Consider the following 17,632-nt stretch of genomic DNA (forward strand, 5'->3'; position numbering starts at 1 on the left):
GGTCGGCGGAATCGCCGGCGGCGGACGATCTCCGGTGGTCTTGACACCGCGCGGAAGCGGCGTCCGTGCGGCTCGGACGGCGGGCGGGGTCAGTGTCCGGGCGCGCAGGGTCCGGACCCGAGGAGCGCGAGGCCGGCCCGGTCTCCCGGGCCGAAGGACACCAGCCCGGTGTTCGCCGCGTACATCAGCTCGCGCGGATCATCCACGTGGTCGAGCCCGACGACATGGGCGAGTTCGTGCATGAGGGTCGCGCGGACGAGGTCCCTTCCCGCGGGGTACGCCAGCATCCCGGTCGCATCGGGTGCGTCGATCTGCACCTGCCCACCGACATAGACGAGCGGCTCTCCGGGGACGTACGCGTACTCACTGCCACCCAGTCCGGCGATGTCGCCGGCGAGCTGGGGAATCTCCGCGGGGCTCGTCCAGGTGATGAGGACGGGGGCCCAGGTCCGGCCGTAGAGCTCTGGCTGGTAGAGGTCGCGTTCCTCGGACGGCCCCTCCGTCGTCAATCCGTCGTCGACGAAGTGCAGCCCGGTGGCCGCGGACACCTCCGCCACGGCTTCCTGCACGAGCCCTTCCGTCCCCAGCGGCGCATTGTCCGGGCGGACGACGTAGTGCACCGGGCGGCACGGGTCGACAGCCACCCAGTCCTGCGACTCGGTGGGCGACGGGAGGAGCTGATAGGCGCCCGATGCCGGAACGAGCGGTGGTACGCCGAGCGGACTGTCCTGTGCCTCGACGCCCCGGGGTGGCACATTCGCTCCGGGCAGGTAGGGCAGGGCGATCGGCAGGACGAAGCGATCGAACAGCGACGGCGTCGCGTACAGGAGGGCGAGGAGCAGGACGACCCCGATCGCGGCGGTGGAGGACCGGGTTCGGGACGCCCGCCGTCGTGATCCTCGGAGCCCGGCCCGCCTGCTCCGCCGGGAGTCGGTCGCAGGAGCGCGCCATGGGTGAGGATCACTCGCCACGCCCACGGCGTCGTCCAGCGCCCACTGCGGGACCCTGCCCGAGGGTGAGCGCCGCAGCTTGCCGGCCCCGTCCCTGCGCTCGTGGTACCAGTCCCGATCCATCGCACCCATGTGCAGCCCCCATCCTGTCCCTCCCATGCTGAGGGAGGTCGTGGACGTGGGCGGACGGCAGGGCGGGTCCTTGGGCAAAGCTGCGGCAAGGCTGAGCGGAACGACGTCGGCCCCGCCTCCTGCTGTGCGGCAGTGATCCGCGCGATCCCGGGAACGACGACGGCCCCGCCTCCTGCCGCACGGGCAGGTGACGGGGCCGTCGGCCGGGATCGGCCTAGGAGGTCGTGATGTCCCTCGTGGCGTAGTCGAAGCGGAACGTGACCGACGTGTCCGAGAGCAGGTGCAGTTCGTGGTTGGCGCCGTCGCGCACGCCGAACCGGCCGTAGTTCTCGTCCCAGCCGCCGTTCACGAGGATCTTGAACTGATAGGTGCCGGCGGGCAGCTGCAGCGTCTGCTTCCAGAGGTTCTCGGTCGGCTCCCACACGAACTGCAGCTCGCGGAGGTCCGTGCTCCAGTGGCCCGCCTCGCCGAACAGCGGATCGAAGTCGCCGGAGAGTGCGACGGACTGCGGCTGACCCTGCCAGGCCTCGTCGGCCGGGGTGCGGGTCGGTACCTGCTCGGTGGCGACGTCGGGGGAGACCTCGAGGGTCGGGGCGACGTCGGGCGGGGTGGGGTCCTCGGAGTTCGTGGCGTCGGCGGGGGCGAGGTCCGCCATGGTCTCCGAGATGTCCGACTCCTCGGCTGTCGCGGGCGGCTCCGATCCCTCAGCCGACGCCGTCACGCCCGCCTCCGGGTCGGCCTGGACGGCCTGCGCGTCCTCGCCGAGGGACTCGGGGGACTGCGGCGCGTGCGTGACGGCCGGGGCCTGCTCGGGCACGGGGGCGCCGCTGATCATGGCGTTGATGAACTGGTCGGGATCGGCGAACGCGTGGACCGCGCGGATGCCCTCGTCGGTCGCCGTCCAGCCGGAGCGGCCCTTGACCAGCCAGCCGGCCTTCACGAGCTTGGCCGTCGCCGTCGTCAGGGCCTTGTACCCGCGGGGGACGCCGCCGGAGAGGAGCTCTGCCTCCTTGGCGTCGAAGGGGACTGCCGCCACAGCCTGCGACATCACGTCGCTGGGCGCGACGCTGTTCCCGGCGTCCTGGTGCTCGGCGAGCAGGGCGAGGGTGGTGCGCAGGCGGACGTTGGTGCTGTTCCGGGGGGCGATGACGATCTCCTTCGTGGTGTTCATACGGCGTGCTGCGGTCCATCATGACCGCGGGTCCCCGCGCGCGGTGAGGAATCTGTGGAGCGCATGCTCCTACCCAGGCGGATCGCGGCGTGCTAGGACTGCGGACGGCAGCACATTGATGGTATCGAAGGAACCCCGCCCGGTGCGCCCCGGGGCGCCGGATGACGGCCCGACATCCGGGGGCGACGCCGTGGACCCGGCCGTGCCATCCGGTGGGACGGTGCTAGGTTCGCGGGATGGCAACCAGACCAGCGATCAGGACGAGACCCGGACGGACGGCGCCCACCTCGCTGCCCCGCACCATCGCGCGCTTCGTGCTCGGGGCGTTCCTCCTGTTCGCGGGGACCGCCCATCTCACCGTCGCGCGGTCCGAGTTCGCCGCGCAGGTGCCGTCCTGGCTGCCCCTCGACACGAACGTCGTGGTGATCGCGTCCGGCGTCGTCGAACTGCTCCTCGGTGCGGCGCTCGTCGCGCTCCGGCGGTACCGGGTCGTCGTCGGGTGGGTGGTCGCCGCGTTCTTCGTCGCGATCTTCCCGGGCAACATCGCCCAGTACGTCGAGGGTGTGAGCGCCTTCGGCCTGGACACCGACGCGGCACGCCTGACGCGGCTGTACTTCCAGCCCGTGCTCGTCCTCTGGGCGCTCTGGTCCACGGGCGCCTGGCGGGACCGTGCGGTCCTGAGCCGGACCGGGCGGAACCGTCCGCGGCCCTAGGGTACGCGGCCCGATCCGGCAAGAGCCCACCACCCGCCGGTGTTCATCAGTATGCTTCCCATATCAGCTGGTGGTGTTCGCCGCCCGGACCTGCGATATGGGAGAACTCCATGAAGACACTCCGTCCCCTCCAGTCCATCGACAAGCTCGAGAACGCTGCCGCACTGGATCCGGTGGCCAACAAGGTCCGTGACGTGGTGCAGGCCGTGCTCAAGCCCGGTGCCCTGCGTGATGTCCTGCACGGTGTGCCCATCGGCCACCCGCTGCACCCCCTGATGATCCTCGTCCCGACCGGAAGCTGGCTCTCCGCGGCGGTCCTGGACCTGATCCCGGGATCCAACAAGGCGTCCGCCGTCCTCATCGGCACCGGTGTCGCCAGCGCTGCCCCCACGGCGCTCGCCGGCTGGGCCGACTGGTCCGAAGGCCACGAGCAGCAGTTGCGCGTCGGGATCGTGCACGCGACCGCCAACCTGATCGCCGTCGGCCTGTACACCGGCTCGCTCGTCCAGCGGCTGCGCGGCAGGTCCGGCAAGCTGCTCTCCTACACGGGCCTCGTGGTCGTCTCGGCCGGTGGCTTCCTCGGTGGGCACATGTCCTACCGGCAGTCGCTCGGCGCCAACCACAACGAGGACGTGCCGCACCGCATCGAGGCCGGCTGGCACTCCATCGGGTCCCTCGAGGAACTGCAGGAGGGCATGCTCGAGAAGCGCGTGCTGGGCGAGATCCCGCTCGTCGTCTTCCGCCGGGGCAGCGAGGTCTCGGTGCTCTCCAACACCTGCAGCCATCTCTCCGGGCCGCTGAACGAGGGCAAGGTCACGGTCGACGACGGCGATCCGTGCGTCGTCTGCCCGTGGCACAACAGCGGGTTCTCCCTGAAGACCGGTGAGGTGGTGCAGGGTCCTGCGACCTCTCCTCAGCACTCCTTCGAGACGCGGGTGATCGCCGGCCAGGTCGAGGTGTCGCTCCCCAACGCGGGCTGACGTCCGCGCTCGGTCGGATCCCGACGGCGGCGCGGGCGGAAGCGCTCGCCGCCGTCACCCCGGGTCAGGCCGCGTCGGCGTCGCGCTCCTCGAGGCCCCACGGCGAGCCGTAGCCGGCGGGGGCGTCGGCGGCGAGCAGGTCCAGGAACGGCTGGGCGTCGAAGGCCTCCGGGCCGAGGACGCCCGATCCGCTCCAGGTACCGGAGGCCAGGAGTTCCAGGGCGATCACCGGGTTGACGGCGGTCTGCCAGACCACGGCCTGCGAGTTGTACTCCGCCATGGACCACGCGTTGTCCACGACGTGGTAGAGGTACACGGCCCGGGGGGCGCCGTCCGTCCCGGTACCCGTCACGTGGACCCCGGCGCAGGTCTTGCCCTTCATGCGGCTGCCGAGCGTCGCCGGATCCGGCAGCGCGGCGGCCACGACGTCGCGTGGCGCCACGGACACGCCCTTCACGTCGAGGGGTGCGGTCGAGTCCAGCCCGAGGGTGTGCAGCGTCCGGAGCACCGTGATGAATTCCTCGCCGAGCCCGTACTTGAAGGTGACCCGGCGGGCCTTTGTCCAGCGCGGCATGAGGATCACCTCCTCGTGCTCCACATTGACGCACTCCACCGGACCGATCCCCTCGGGGAACTCGAACACCTCCGGCTCGCTGAACGGGGCGGTGGTGAACCAGCCACGCTCCCGCTCGAAGATCACCGGTGGATTCAGGCATTCCTCGATCGTGGTCCAGATGGAGAACGACGGCGCGAAGTCGTACCCCTCGACGGTGAGATTGGCGCCGTCGCGCACCCCGAGTTCCTCGATGGAGGAGAAGAGATGGTCCTCCGCGTAGCGCGCGAAGACGTCGGAGAGGCCCGGTTCCACGCCCATACCGACGAGCGCGAGGCGGCCGGCGGCCTCCCATTGCGTGGACGCGGCGAACTGCTCGTCGCCGAGCATCACCCCGGTCTGCTCGTGCGGGTGGTCCGGGTGCGGTGTGGACAGGCTCATCGCCATGTCGAGGTACGTGGCGCCCGCCTCGAAGCAGCCCTCGAAGATCGGCATCACGAAGCGCGGGTCCACGGCGTTGAGGACGTGCGTGATGGAATGCTGGCGGACCACGGCGGCGACGGCGGACGACGACGACGCATCGATCTCCGCGGCGACCAGCCGGGGGTCGCCGAGTTCGTCGACGAGCGCCTGCGGGCGGGCGGGGTCGTAGTCGGCGATCACGAGGGCGTCGAAGAACGGCCGCCGGACGGCGATCCGGGCGGCGGCCGAGCCGACGCCGCCGGCGCCGATGATGAGGATGCGCATCAGGAGAGTCCTCCGTCGATGGAGCGTCGGTAGATGTCAGGGGAATCGGGGACCAGGACGGGGGAGTCCTCGGTGAGGGTCTTCCCGGCGAAGAACGGGCGGGAGGAGGGGCGGGTGCGCCAGAGCAGCATGAGGACCAGGCCGAGGGCCAGGGATCCGATGCCCACCACGAACGTCCCGCCGATGCCGAACAGGACGCTGTACCCGTAGTCGACGTCGGCCATGTCGATGGCGGACTTGATGAAAGCCGCGGTGAGCATCAGGGCCCCGAGCAGGGGGAGCAGGAAGCGGAAGACCACATTGTGCCGGGAGTCGAAGAGCTCGCGGCGGAAGTACCAGACGCAGGCATAGCCCGTGATGGCGTAGTAGAAGGCGATGGCCAGGCCGAGCGAGAGGATCGAGTCGGCGAGGATGTTCTCGCTGATGATCGTCATGACGATGTAGTACGCGATCGCGGCGATGCCCATGACCAGTGTGGAGAACGACGGCGTCCGGAACCGGGGGTGGACGATGGCGAAGCGCTCGGGCAGGGCCCGGTACACGGCCATCGACAGTGTCCCGCGGGCCGTCGGGAGGATGGTGGTCTGCGTGGAGGAGACGGCCGAGACCAGCACGGCGATCACGAGCAGCCAGGACCACGGGCCGAGCACCACGTCCTTGAGTGCCAGAAAGACGTCGTCGGCGTTGGCTTCGTTGCCGAGGCCCACGCCGTCCTCGCCCACGCCCGCGTACATCATCGCCGCGACGGTGACACCGACATACGTCACCAGCAGCAGGACGGTCGAGATCAGGGCGGCGCGGCCCGGAATGCGCCGGGCGTCCTTCGTCTCCTCGTTGAGGGCCAGGCACGCGTCCCAGCCCCAGTAGATGAAGAGCGCCAGGAGGATCGCCTCGGTGAAGCCCTCGACGCTCTCGAAGGCGAAGGGGTTGAACCAGTCCGCCGACGGCGCCGTCGCGTTCTCCGCGGTTCCGTTGGCCACACCCACCAGTGCGAAGACCACGAAGAGGGCCAGCGCGAGGTACTGCACGGCCAACAGGATGTTCTGGAGGCGGGCACCGATCTCCACGCCGCGATAGCTCACATAGGTCATCAGGGCGATGAACACGACGCCGGTCGCCGTGACCACGAGCGGATCCTCGGCGAGTGACCCGTCCCCGACGAGCAGCCAGAGGTAGATGCCGCCGATCTGCGCGAGGTTGGCCAGCACGATGATCCCCGCGACGGCGACGCCCCACCCGGCCATCCAGCCGGCCCAGGGGCCGAAGGCCTTCGTCGCCCAGGTGAAGGACGTCCCGCAGTCCGGGACGGCCTCGTTGAGTTCACGGTAGGCGAAGGCGACGAACAGCATGGGGATGAACGCCACGATGAAGGCGATCGGCGCCTGGGCGCCGACGGCGAGGACCACGAAGCCGAGGGTGGCGACGAGCGAGTAGACCGGGGCTGTCGAGGCCAGGCCGATCACCACCGAACCCCACAGTCCGAGTGTCCCGGCGGCGAGCCCCTTGCCCTGGGTGTGGGGGTCGCCCGAAAGGGTGTGGTCGGCGGGGCTGAGCGGCATGGCGACCTCGACTCCTCGGCGGCGTCGGTCCTCCGACACCGTGATGCAGCACACAATACCGACCAGTCGGTTTTCTGACCAGCCCCTAGACTTCCCCTCATGCGCCTCGCCCCACGGACCCCCCAGCGACTGCTCGACGCCTACGAGGACCTGCTGGTGACAGAGGGGGAGCGCGGTGCGACACTCGATGCCATCGCGCAGCGCGCCGGCGTCTCCAAGGGCGGCCTGACCTACCATTTCCGCTCGAAGGACGAGCTGACCGCAGCCCTCTTCGACCGGTTGCGCGTCCTCGTCGAGGAGGATCTCGGGATCATGCGCGCGGCTCCCGCCGAGGCCGCGCGGTACTACATCAGGAGTTCGCTCGACATCGCGAGCCCCCTCGAGCGCTGCAACGTCGCGGTGACGCGGCTGGCACAGGGTTCCAACTCCGGGGCCAACGAGCTGCTCGCCTGGTGCCGCGTCCAGTGGTTCGACGTCCTGCTGCAGGCCCTCGGCGACGAGGACATGGTGCACCTGGTGATGCTGCTCGGCGACGGCATCTACTTCACCGCTTCGCTCAGCGGGACGGGCGCCATGCCGTCGGAGACCGATCCTGCGACGATCGACCGCATCATCGGCCTGATCGACACCATCACGCCCTGATCCCGCGGCTGGACGTCCCGCCGTGGACTGCGGGACCGGGGTGTCCCTCCGATCGTCACACGCAGGGCGAGGCGCGTTCACCCGGACGCCATGTTCGGTTCGTAGACAGGGATGGACCCGTCCGTCCTGACCCGGGAGCAGCATGCCGTCACCCACCTCCACCTCTCGCATCACCGCCCGGCGCGCGGCGATGCACCGCACCGCCGCGCGAGCAGCTGCCGTGCTCGCGGCCGTCATCGTCGGCGGCGCGGGCCTGCTCGCGCTCCCGGCCAGCGGCGCCGTCGTTCCAGCCGTCAGCTCCTCGGCCCAGGCCGCTGTCCTGACGCTCGGGGACACGGGTCACGACAAGAGCATCGGGTCCGATCAGGATCTTGGCGACGACCGGAGCGTCGGCTCAGCTGGGAACGTCGTTCATGAAGGGAGCGTCGGGTCCGACGCAAGCTTCGTTCATGACGGGAGCGTCGGGTCGGATGACCGGTCGGACGACGACGTGGTGTTCAGTCCGACGGGCGAACTGGCGTCGACCGGGGCGAGCGGACTCCTGCTGGCAGCAGCGGGCGTCGTCTTCGCCCTCCTCGGCGTCCTGCTCCTGGTCCTCCGGCGCCTGACCCGCGGTGACGCCACGACCGCCTGACCCTTGATCCACGACGTGGACCGGCCGAGACCGAACCCGAGGGCGCAGAGGGCGCGATGGTGCGTCGTGCAGCGGCACTGCGAACTCCGCGGCGACGTCGATCCGCCCGTAGTTCTTCCAGCGCCTCGCCGGGGCATGGATGGTCGTGTGGGTCCGGGTCCTGCGTAGCCGTGGCCCCGGACACGACGATGCCCGGCACCGAAGGCGCCGGGCATCGCGATGAATGGGGATGGGTCAGTTCGTGGCCATCCGGCGGCGGACGACGAAGGCGCCGCCGACGACGGCCAGCACGAGGCCGCCGCCGAGGGCGAGGGCCGCGGAGTCATCGCCCTGCGGGGCCTGGGCGACGCCGGTGTCAGCGCCACCGACGGGCATCTGGCCCATCTGCTGCGGCACGGTCGGCGTCATGACGGGCGGGGCGACCGGGGTGTTCGCAGGTGGCGGCTGCTCACATGAGGCGGGGACAGCTGACCTCAGGAAGAGGTTGCAGAGCGCAACTACATGGCCTATGCGGTCGGGATTACGGCTTGAGGAGCACCGGCACCAGATCGGTCGCGTCGAGCATGACGGCCTCGATCTTCTCCGTCAGCGAGCCGTCGATCTCGGACGCCGCCTTCGCGTCGATCCACCGTTGGTCCGTGCCGAACGCCGTCCAGTTCGCCTTCGGATCGCCGTCGTGCTGGAGGAGGTAGATGAGGACCTCGGTGTTGTCGACGGGCGTCCAGTAGCCGAGGCTCGTCATGTTGTGCTCGGTTAAAAGGTCGATGGTGACGGAGCGGAAGCGCTCCATCAGCGCGTCCATCCTGCCGGGTGTCGCGGTGTAGGTGCGCAGTTCGTAGGTCATCCCTTGATCCTGTCGCAGAAGGAGTTCTACGTCGAGCCGGTCGCTGAAGGATGGGACTCTCTGCCCCGGCAGTGTTGCCTGAGGCCCCCGTCCTTCCCCCGGTGGCCCGCGCTGAGTAGAGTTCGCCGCACGGGCCCCCGTGGGCTCGTCGGGAGCAGACCTGCGCTGGGCAGAGTCGTGGTGTGCGACCACTGTTGAACGTGTGTCTGCGGCCTGGAAGCAAGGACACTTCTCCAGAGATCGAGGCACGTCATGTACAAGACATCACTGTTCGGCGCCGTCGTGTGCGTCGTCGCACTTGCAGGTGCAGGAGCCGCTCCTGCGTCGGCCCAGGGCCAGGTGGAGCGAGGCCCCGCGCACGCCAATTCCATCTGTTCGTACTCGGGCCAGAATGACGAACCCGACGCGGACTTCCCCGAGGGCGGTCGGGTCCAGTCCTACGGGCAGTTGGTCAAGGCCGGCCTGAAGGGACAGGTCCCGAGCCCCGGGATGCTGTGCAACGGGCACCTGTTCCCCTTCCCTGAGGGGTTCGGGCCGGAGGTTCCCTAGTCCATCGACACGTCGGCCCCCGGTCTCGGGGCCGGTGTGCCGGCACTGCGGACCAGACTGCCTCGTATGCGCGGGAGCTACCGCGTCGAGGGGTTCGCGCCCGCCGCGTTCCGCGCCGCGAGGATGTGGGTGCGCATCACGGACTCCGCCCATTCGCCGTCGCGCGCCTCCGCCGCGGCCACGAGCTCCGCGTGGTGCTGCATCGATCGACGGAGCGCCTCGCCGCTGTACTTGCGGAACGTGTGCGCGACGACGGCGGGCCGCATGACGGCCTGCAGCGCCGTCGCGACGTGCCGGTTGCCGCACCGCTCGATGAAGATCCCATGGAACGCCGCATTGAGGGCGCTCAGCCCCTCCATGGCGCCGCCGTCCGCGACCACGGCCTCCATGCGCTCCGACAGCGCTGCGAGCTCGACGACGTCCTCGTCGGTCAGGTTCGGCACCGACAGCAGGACGGCGTGCGGCTCGAAGCCCGCACGGACGTCGTACAGGCCGGCGACGTCCTCGGGAGAGAAGTCCACCACCTGCGCGCCCTTGTTGCGGCTGAGTTCCACGAGCCCCTCGGCCGCCAGCCGGCTGAGCGCCTCCCGGATGGGCGTCCGGCTGACCCCGATGCGTTCGGCGAGATTGGCCTCGCGCAGCCATGACCCGGCGGCCAGCTCCCCGGAGGCGATCATCGACCGCAGCCGGCCGTAGGCGCTCTCGTCCCGCGGGGTGTCCCGCGGGGCGTCGGTCAGCGGTGCGGGGGGAGCGGGTGCAGCGGCAGCAGTCGTCTCCATGCCCGTCACGCTATCGCGTCGGGCCACGACGCGGCGGCCAGCGAGGCGCGGGTACCACCCCTCGACACGAACGACGACGACGCCCGCCCGGTGAGCTCGACGATCCGGTCCGAGGCCAGCATGTACCGGTCGAGGTCGATGCCCGTGGCGATGCCGAGCCCGTCGCACAGGTGCACGAGGTCCTCCAGGGCGGCGTTGCCCAGCACCGACGGATCGCCCGGGAACCACAGGTCCCCGCCGAGCCCGGCGAAGGATCCCTCGAGCCAGGTGGCACCGGCGAGCATCGCCGCGAGCGCGTTGGCGGGCGCGAATCCGTTGCGGTTGTGCAGGTGCACGCCGAGGTCCAGTCCGGGGTAGAGGCGCCGTACCTCGGCGATGCCGTCGTACATCTCGCCCGGCTCCTCCTCGCCCGAGGTGGCCGCCAGGTACACGCCGTCGGCCCCGGCCTGCACCGCGGCGCGCACCACGCGGAGGCGCTCATCCCGCGTCACGGGCCCGCGGGCGGGAGCGAAGAAGGCGCAGGCGACGGCGACGACGAACCGGATGCCCGAGCGGTCGGCGAGCGCTCCGATGCGCTCGACGTCGGCGAGGATCTGGTCGACGGTGAAGCGCTGGTTCCGGAGGCTCACCTCCTCGTCGGCGGACACGACGACGACGAGCTCGTCCAGTCCGCAGTCCACGGCGCGTTCGGCGCCCCGGAAGTTCGGCGCGAGCCCGCGGTACCGGACGCCGTCGATCCTGGGGACGGCGGCCATGACCTCGGCGGCGTCGGCGAGCTGCGGGAGGACTTTCGGGTGCGCGAAGCTGACGGCCTCGATCTCGCGGACCCCGGCATCGATGAGGAGCTGCACCAGCTCCACCTTCTCCGCTGTCGGCACCATCGCGGGCACCGACTGCAGGCCGTCACGCAGCCCCACCTCGACGAGCCGGATCGACGACGGCAGACCGGGGATGCTCATGCACGCCCCCGCTCGGGCAGGGAGGTGAGAGCTGCGCGGTCGGCCCCGACGTCGACGACCCGGCGGTGGTGCAGTGACGTGCTCATGCGAGCCCCCGCCCGCGCAGGGAGGCGAGGGCGTCGTCGTCGACCCCCACCTCCGCCAGGACCGCGGCCGTGTGCTCCCCGAGCGCCGGCCCGGGCCAGCGGACCGTACCCGTGGTGCGGCTGAGCCGGGGGAAGACGTTCTGCTGCGCGACGGGGCCGAGGACGGGATGCTGCACCTCGGTGATGGACTCCCGCGCCAGATACTGCGGGTCGGTGAGCATGTCGACGGGGCGGAAGATCTTGCCGGCGGGGACACCGTGCGCCTCGAGCGCGGCCTCGAGGACGGCAGCGTCCTGGGTGGAGGTGTAGCCGCCGATCAGGGCGTCGAGCTCGGCCTGCCGTTCCCCGCGGGCGCCGTGCGTCGCGTACCGGGGATCCGTGGCGAGATCCGGCTGCCCGATGGCTGCGGCGAGCCGCCCGAACACCGTGTCCTGGTTGGCGGCGATCAGCAGCCAGGAGCCGTCCGCGGTCGGGTAGACGTTGCTCGGCGCGACGTTCGGGAGGATGGCGCCGGTCCGCTCGCGCTGGTAGCCGGAGATCTGCCACTCGGGGACGAGGGACTCCATGACGCCGAGCACCGCCTCGTAGATCGCCGAGTCGACCATCTGCCCGCGGCCGCTCACCTCGCGCTCGCGGACCGCGGCGAGCGCCCCGATGGTCGCGAACAGGGCCGCCAGCGTGTCCCCGATCGAGATGCCGACCCGCGAGGGCGGCGTCGAGGGATCGCCGACCACGTAGCGGAGGCCGCCCATGGCCTCACCGATGGCACCGTACCCGGCCCGCTGCGCGTAGGGTCCGTCCTGGCCGAACCCGGAGACGCGCACCATGATGAGGCCCGGATTCAGGGCGGCGAGGTCGGCGTACCCGAGGCCCCAGCGCTCCATGGTGCCGGGACGGAAGTTCTCGATCAGGATGTCCGCGCCGGCGATCAGCTTCCGTGCGAGGTCCTGGCCCTCCGCCTCGCGCAGGTTGAGGGTCACGGACCGCTTGTTCCGCCCCACCACGGACCACCACAGGGACTGCCCCTCGGGGAGCTGCCGGCCCCACTGGCGAAGGGGATCACCCTTGGCCGGGTCCTCGATCTTCACGACGTCGGCCCCGAGGTCACCGAGCATCTGGCCGCAGAACGGGCCGGCGAGCAGCTGTCCCAGCTCGACGACGCGGAGGCCCGCGAGTGGTCCGGTCGACGCCGGTGGCTGGTCGGGGGAGGGAGTCTTACTGGCGGTCATCGGCAGGCCTCCGGGGCATCGGAATGTCCGGACAGAGTGGCCGAACGTATACAACTTTGCACTCACACGCCGAGATGGCAAGGGATGATCCACCCTGTTTCAGAAAGTTGTATGCAACCCATTGACGCTCCCGCCCGACGCTCCTACGCTTTCACCAGCGGACGGCGTGACGCACGCCACTTCGTGCCGGAGCCCCCCTTCTCCTGCACGGGTTCGTGCGACACCACCCGTCCGCGAGTGCACCACCAGCCCTGCGCGACGCGCCGCGTCCCCCATCCGGCGCGTCGCGCAGCCCACGGCCCCGTCTAGGCAGCACCCTGATCCACCCCCACCCAGAGGAGACCTGATGGCGTTTCGGCTCGGCGTAGACGTGGGCGGCACGTTCACTGACATCCTCCTCATCAATGAGGCCACCGGCGAGACCCACCGGTACAAGACGGCGTCGACGCCCGAGGACCAGTCCATCGGGGTGCTCCACGGCATCGAGCAGGCCTGCCGCGCCGCAGGGGTCCCGACGTCGGAGGTGACGGAGGTGCTGCACGGCACCACCGTGGCCACGAACGCGATCCTCGAGCACAAGGGTGCCCGCGTGGGCCTCGTGACCACCAAGGGTTTCCGGCAGGTGCTGCAGATCGCCCGGTCCTTCGTGCCCGGCGGCCTGGCCGGCTGGATCATCTGGCCCAAGCCCGAGCCCCTCGCCGACCTCGAGGACACGGTCGAGGTGAACGAGCGCGTCACCACCAGTGGCGAGGTGCGCATCGAGCTCGACGACGACGACGTCCGCACCCAGCTACGGAAACTCAGGAAGCGCGGCATCGAGGCCCTGAGCATCAGCCTGATCAACTCCTTTGCGAACGGCAGCCACGAGGCGCGGATCGCCGAACTCGCCGCCGAGGAACTGCCCGGCGTCCCCGTCTCCGTCTCCTCGGTGGTGCTGCCCGAGCTCCGCGAGTACGAGCGCACCATCACCACCGTCGCCAACGCGTACGTGCAGGGCCAGGTCTCGCGCTACGTCGGCAATCTCGAGGACAAGCTCACGGCGGCCGGCATCGAGGGCCACCTCTCCATCCTCAGGAGCGACGGCGGACTCGTCTCCGGGAGGGTCGCCGCCGACAACCCCGTGTCCCTGCTGCTCTCCGGCCCGGCGGGCGGCGTGACCGGCGCCGTCTGGGCCGCCGAGCAGGCCGGCTTCAAGAATCTCCTCACCTTCGACATGGGTGGCACGTCCACCGACGTCGCCCTCGTCCAGGACCTCACCCCGCGGATCGGCCGCGAGACGACGGTCGGTGACCTGACGGTTCGCGCCACGTCGGTGGACGTCCGGACGGTCGGCGCCGGTGGCGGGTCGATCGCCCACGTCCCGCAGCTGACCGGTGCGCTCCGGGTCGGTCCGCAGTCCGCGGGCGCGGTGCCCGGTCCGGCGTCGTACGCCAAGGGTGGGACCGAGCCGACCGTGACGGACGCGAACGTGGTACTCGGCTTCCTGCCGTCCCAGCTCGCCGGGGGTGAGATCGGCCTCGACGTCGAGGCCGCCGGCACTGCGGTGAAGACCATCGCGGAGGCGATCGGCCTCGACGGCGTCGAGAGCGCGGCCGAGGGCATCATCGACATCGTCAACGAGAACATCTACGGCGCCCTGAAGCTCGTCTCCACGCAGCAGGGCTTCGACCCGCGGGACTTCGCACTCGTGGCCTTCGGCGGCGCGGGTCCGCTGCACGCCAACGCGCTCGGCAAGCTCACGGGTGCGTGGCCGGTGATCATCCCGCCGTCGCCCGGTGTGCTGTGCGCCTACGGCGACGCGACCACGAGCCTCCGCGACGAGTCCGCCCGGACCCTCGTGCGGCGCTTCAGCGAGCTCGACGACGCCCAGGTGCGCGGTGTCCTCGAGGACCTCGCGGCCACGGCGAAGGAGTCGCTCCTCGCCGCGGGCCTCGCGGAGGAGGACCTGACCGTCACCTACTCGGCGGACCTCCGCTACCACGGGCAGGGGTTCGAGATCCCCATCCCGGTGGACCTCCGGACCTTCAGGGACAGCGGCGACGACGGCGGCCTGACGGCGCTGCGGGCCTCCTTCGACACCGAGCACGAGCGGCTCTTCGCCTTCCTCCTCGACAACGAGCACGAACTCGTCACGGCCCGTGCCACGGTGAGCGGACCACGTCCACAGGTCGCGAGCGTCACGCTCGACGCCGGACCGGCCGACCCGCTGCCGGCGCTTCGCAGCACGCACTCCATCTTCGTGGGCGGTGAGCACCATGAGGCCTCCATCTACGACCGGCACCTCCTGAAGGCCGGGAACGTGATCACCGGTCCCGCGGTCGTCGCCGAGATGGACTCCACCACGCTGGTGCTCCCGGGGCACGCGGCCACGGTGCACCACCACGGGAGCCTGCTGATCAGGCCGATCGAGAACGACGCAGCAGCAACCACGAGTGAGGACTGACCCATGGCCCAGCTGATCGAGACCGCCACCTCGGAGCTCACCGCGGTGGACGTGGACGTGGTGACGCTCGACCTCATCGAGAACGCGCTCCGCAGTGCCCGCTACGAGATGGACGAGACCCTCTTCCGCACCGCGCTCTCCCCGGGCATCCGCGAGCAGCACGACGAGTTCCCGCTCATCGCCGACCCCGAGGGCAAGATGATCGTGGGACAGTTCGGGCTCTCCATCCCCGACTTCCTGGCGAACTTCAGCGGCACCATCGAGGAGGGGGACGTCCTCATGACGTCGGACCCCTACTCGTGCGGGGCGGCGATCAGCCACGCGAACGACTGGCTCGTGGTCATGCCCATCTTTTTCGAGGGGCGGATCGTCGGGTGGGCGTCGCAGTTCGGGCACATGACCGACGTCGGCGGGAAGACGCCCGCGTCCATGCCGACGGACGCGCGGACCATCTTCGAGGAGGGCGTGATCATCCCGCCCTTCAAGCTGTACCGGAAGGGCGAGCGGGACGACACGGCGCTCGGCATCATCCTCAACCAGGTGCGGAAGCCGGACTGGAACCGGGCGGACCTGAACGGGATCGTCGCGGCGTGCCGGACGGCGTCGCGCCGGGTGCAGGAGATGTGCGTGCGGTTCGGGGTGGACACGTACACCTCCGCACTGAACGCCCTGCTGGACCGGAACTACCGGGCCATGAAGGCTCTGCTGGCGCTGGTGTTCGAGGAGGGCAAGCCGCTCTCCTTCACCGACTACATCGACGACGACGGCCGCGGCTACGGTCCGTACGAGCTGACGATGACCATCACGCGAACCGGCGACAAGGTGCTGATCGACCTCACCGGCAGCGCCCCGCAGGCGCAGGGGCCCATCAACTACTACATCAACGAGAACCTGATCCGGATGTTCTTCGGCATCTACATGATCACCGTCGCGGACCCGCAGATCCTGTGGAACGACGGCTTCTACCCGCTCGTGGACGTGGAGATCCCGGAGAACTCGTTCTGGAAGCCGGCCTACCCGGCGGCGCTCAACGGCCGCAACCACGGCATCGGCCGCCTGTTCGACCTCTTCGGCGGGCTCCTCGGCCAGGCCAACCCGGACCTGCTGAACGCCGCCGGCTTCTCCTCATCACCGCACTTCATGTACTCGGGGAACTACAGCGAGGGCGAGCGGAAGGGGGAGTGGTTCCAGCTCTACTCGATCGGGTTCGGCGGGATCCCCGGCCGTCCCGTGGGCGACGGTCCCGACGGCCACTCGCTCTGGCCCTCGTTCGTCAACATCCCCTGCGAGTACCTCGAGAGCTACTACCCGCTCATCATCGACCGCTGGGAGACCATCCCGGACAGCGGCGGGGCGGGCCTGCACCGCGGCGGCAACGGCGTCGACGTCGCCTACCGGTTCCTCGAGGCCGGCACCATCGCCATCCACGACGACCGCTGGCTCACCTACCCGTGGGGCGTGAAGGGCGGCGAGCCCGGCGCGCGCGGGACCAAGTGGATCGACCGGGCGGACGGCACCCGCGTGGTGCTCGCGTCCAAGGTGCACGACGTCGCCGTCGGCACGGACGACGTCCTCCACTTCGTGACATGGGGCGGCGGCGGCTGGGGCGACCCGCTGGCCCGCGATCCGGAACTCGTGTGCAAGGAGGTACGGCGCGGCCTCGTCACGCGGGCCGGTGCCCGCACCTACGGAGTGGTGTGCGACGACGACGGCGACCTCGATGCTGCTGCCACGTCCTCGCTGCGCGCCTCGATGCGCGAGGGTCGTGAGGAGCCGCTGCCGCTGTTCAACCGGGGCGATTCCATGGAGAACCTCCTGGCCAACAGCCTTGCCGAGACCGGGCTGCCGGCACCGACCCCACCGCTGGCGGTGTAGTGGCTGCTGCAGCCGACCCTTCCGGTTCCACGCCTGCGGGGTCCGGGGAGTCGCCGCCGTCGGGCTCGCTCTCGGGGTCACCCGCTGCGGGGGCCGGCGATGTATCGTCCGCCGGGTCGTCCGCCGGGTCGTCCGCCGGGTCGTCCGCCGGGTCGTCCTCCGGGTCGTCCTCCGGGTTCTCCTCCGGCTTCGACGGGACGCTGACGCCGGGGCCGCGCCGCGCGGTCATCGCCGTCGACCTCATGCGGGCCTACTTCGACGACGCCAGTCCGCTGTGCCTGCCGTCGTCGTCGTGCCTCCACGGAGCCGCAGCCGTCCTGGCAGCCGCACGCGCGGCCGGGTATCCCGTCTTCCACACGGTGGTGCGCTTCGACGACGCCGCGCACGGGGGAGTGTTCCTCCGGAAGGTGCCCGCTCTGCATCTGCTCATCCGGCCGGCGCCGGACGGGGTGCCGCCCCTGGGCGAGCTCATGCCCGGGGTCGCGCCGATCGAGGGGGAGACGGTGCTGGTCAAGCAGTCGGCCAGCGCCTTCTTCGGCACCGACCTGGCAGCGCTCCTCCACGAGGCAGGGGTGGACACCGTCATCATCATCGGCGTCAGCACGAGCGGCTGTGTCCGGGCGACGGCGGTCGATGCGATCCAGCACGACTTCGTGCCGATCGTCGTCCGCGATGCCGTCGGCGACCGGGACGACGCGGTGCAGCGGGCCACACTGTACGACCTGCAGGCCAAGTACGCCGAAGTGGTGGGCCTCGACGAGCTCACCTGGTGAGGCGGCTCTCCCCG

At 70.5% G+C, this 17,632-nt stretch carries 17 protein-coding genes; 8 read left to right on the forward strand and 9 right to left on the reverse strand.

What is annotated here, in order from left to right; translation table 11 throughout:
• Positions 1-89: 89 nt before the first annotated feature.
• Positions 90-1,082, reverse strand: coding sequence for a peptidase (locus ASF21_RS08685; RefSeq protein WP_157365818.1), 993 nt, complete (start codon positions 1,080-1,082; stop codon positions 90-92).
• A 214-nt stretch (positions 1,083-1,296) separates the two neighbouring features.
• A complete protein-coding gene (locus ASF21_RS08690; RefSeq protein ID WP_055769721.1) occupies positions 1,297-2,253 on the reverse strand; it encodes a hypothetical protein in 957 nt (318 codons plus the stop codon).
• Positions 2,254-2,489: 236 nt separating this feature from the next.
• On the opposite strand from ASF21_RS08690, the gene ASF21_RS08695 reads away from it, so the two are divergent.
• Together ASF21_RS08695 and ASF21_RS08700 are read left to right on the forward strand one after the other, a co-directional pair.
• A complete protein-coding gene (locus tag ASF21_RS08695) occupies positions 2,490-2,966 on the forward strand; it encodes a hypothetical protein (protein ID WP_055769723.1) in 477 nt (158 codons plus the stop codon).
• 110 nt (positions 2,967-3,076) lie between these two features.
• Positions 3,077-3,946: a Rieske 2Fe-2S domain-containing protein gene (locus tag ASF21_RS08700; protein ID WP_055769725.1), complete on the forward strand. Its 870-nt coding sequence runs from the start codon at positions 3,077-3,079 to the stop codon at positions 3,944-3,946.
• A 64-nt stretch (positions 3,947-4,010) separates the two neighbouring features.
• On the opposite strand, the gene ASF21_RS08705 is transcribed toward ASF21_RS08700, so the two are convergent.
• Entirely contained in the window at positions 4,011-5,246 is a 1,236-nt protein-coding gene (locus ASF21_RS08705) for a saccharopine dehydrogenase family protein (protein WP_055769728.1), read from the reverse strand.
• Positions 5,246-6,805 carry an APC family permease gene (locus ASF21_RS08710; RefSeq protein ID WP_055769730.1) on the reverse strand — a complete coding sequence of 520 codons (1,560 nt, stop codon included), beginning with the start codon at positions 6,803-6,805 and terminating at the stop codon, positions 5,246-5,248. Before ASF21_RS08710 ends, ASF21_RS08705 begins: the two co-directional genes overlap by 1 nt.
• Before the next feature lie 99 nt (positions 6,806-6,904).
• On the opposite strand from ASF21_RS08710, the gene ASF21_RS08715 reads away from it, so the two are divergent.
• Both ASF21_RS08715 and ASF21_RS08720 read left to right on the forward strand, forming a co-directional pair.
• On the forward strand, positions 6,905-7,447 hold the full coding sequence (locus ASF21_RS08715; protein ID WP_055769732.1) for a TetR/AcrR family transcriptional regulator: 543 nt from the start codon (positions 6,905-6,907) through the stop codon (positions 7,445-7,447).
• A gap of 142 nt (positions 7,448-7,589) precedes the next feature.
• Positions 7,590-8,081 carry a hypothetical protein gene (locus ASF21_RS08720; RefSeq protein ID WP_055769734.1) on the forward strand — a complete coding sequence of 164 codons (492 nt, stop codon included), beginning with the start codon at positions 7,590-7,592 and terminating at the stop codon, positions 8,079-8,081.
• 234 nt (positions 8,082-8,315) lie between these two features.
• Here ASF21_RS08720 and ASF21_RS16790 read toward each other — a convergent pair whose 3' ends face one another.
• Both ASF21_RS16790 and ASF21_RS08725 read right to left on the reverse strand, forming a co-directional pair.
• Positions 8,316-8,489, reverse strand: a complete 174-nt coding sequence (locus tag ASF21_RS16790; protein WP_157365819.1) for a hypothetical protein — start codon at positions 8,487-8,489, stop codon at positions 8,316-8,318.
• A gap of 112 nt (positions 8,490-8,601) precedes the next feature.
• Positions 8,602-8,925, reverse strand: coding sequence for an NIPSNAP family protein (locus ASF21_RS08725; RefSeq protein WP_055769736.1), 324 nt, complete (start codon positions 8,923-8,925; stop codon positions 8,602-8,604).
• A 252-nt stretch (positions 8,926-9,177) separates the two neighbouring features.
• Between ASF21_RS08725 and ASF21_RS08730 the strand changes: the two genes are divergently transcribed.
• Entirely contained in the window at positions 9,178-9,474 is a 297-nt protein-coding gene (locus ASF21_RS08730) for a hypothetical protein (RefSeq protein ID WP_055769738.1), read from the forward strand.
• Positions 9,475-9,551: 77 nt separating this feature from the next.
• On the opposite strand, the gene ASF21_RS08735 is transcribed toward ASF21_RS08730, so the two are convergent.
• The 3 genes from ASF21_RS08735 to ASF21_RS08745 form a co-directional block, all read right to left on the reverse strand.
• On the reverse strand, positions 9,552-10,253 hold the full coding sequence (locus tag ASF21_RS08735; RefSeq protein WP_055769740.1) for a GntR family transcriptional regulator: 702 nt from the start codon (positions 10,251-10,253) through the stop codon (positions 9,552-9,554).
• A 5-nt stretch (positions 10,254-10,258) separates the two neighbouring features.
• Positions 10,259-11,212 carry a hydroxymethylglutaryl-CoA lyase gene (locus tag ASF21_RS08740; RefSeq protein ID WP_055769742.1) on the reverse strand — a complete coding sequence of 318 codons (954 nt, stop codon included), beginning with the start codon at positions 11,210-11,212 and terminating at the stop codon, positions 10,259-10,261.
• 82 nt (positions 11,213-11,294) lie between these two features.
• A complete protein-coding gene (locus tag ASF21_RS08745; RefSeq protein WP_055769744.1) occupies positions 11,295-12,527 on the reverse strand; it encodes a CaiB/BaiF CoA transferase family protein in 1,233 nt (410 codons plus the stop codon).
• A 346-nt stretch (positions 12,528-12,873) separates the two neighbouring features.
• On the opposite strand from ASF21_RS08745, the gene ASF21_RS08750 reads away from it, so the two are divergent.
• Genes ASF21_RS08750 through ASF21_RS08760 form a run of 3 tightly spaced genes read left to right on the forward strand, consistent with a single transcriptional unit; the run spans position 12,874 to position 17,618 of the window.
• Positions 12,874-14,970 (forward strand): hydantoinase/oxoprolinase family protein, encoded by a 2,097-nt coding sequence (locus ASF21_RS08750; RefSeq protein WP_055769747.1) that lies wholly within the window; start codon positions 12,874-12,876, stop codon positions 14,968-14,970.
• 3 nt (positions 14,971-14,973) lie between these two features.
• Positions 14,974-16,845 (forward strand): hydantoinase B/oxoprolinase family protein, encoded by a 1,872-nt coding sequence (locus ASF21_RS08755; protein ID WP_055769749.1) that lies wholly within the window; start codon positions 14,974-14,976, stop codon positions 16,843-16,845.
• Positions 16,845-17,618 carry an isochorismatase family protein gene (locus ASF21_RS08760; protein WP_082471385.1) on the forward strand — a complete coding sequence of 258 codons (774 nt, stop codon included), beginning with the start codon at positions 16,845-16,847 and terminating at the stop codon, positions 17,616-17,618. Before ASF21_RS08755 ends, ASF21_RS08760 begins: the two co-directional genes overlap by 1 nt.
• The last annotated feature ends 14 nt before the right edge of the window (positions 17,619-17,632 follow it).

Source organism: Arthrobacter sp. Leaf234, assembly GCF_001422665.1.
In the GTDB taxonomy this organism is placed as follows: domain Bacteria; phylum Actinomycetota; class Actinomycetes; order Actinomycetales; family Micrococcaceae; genus Arthrobacter_D.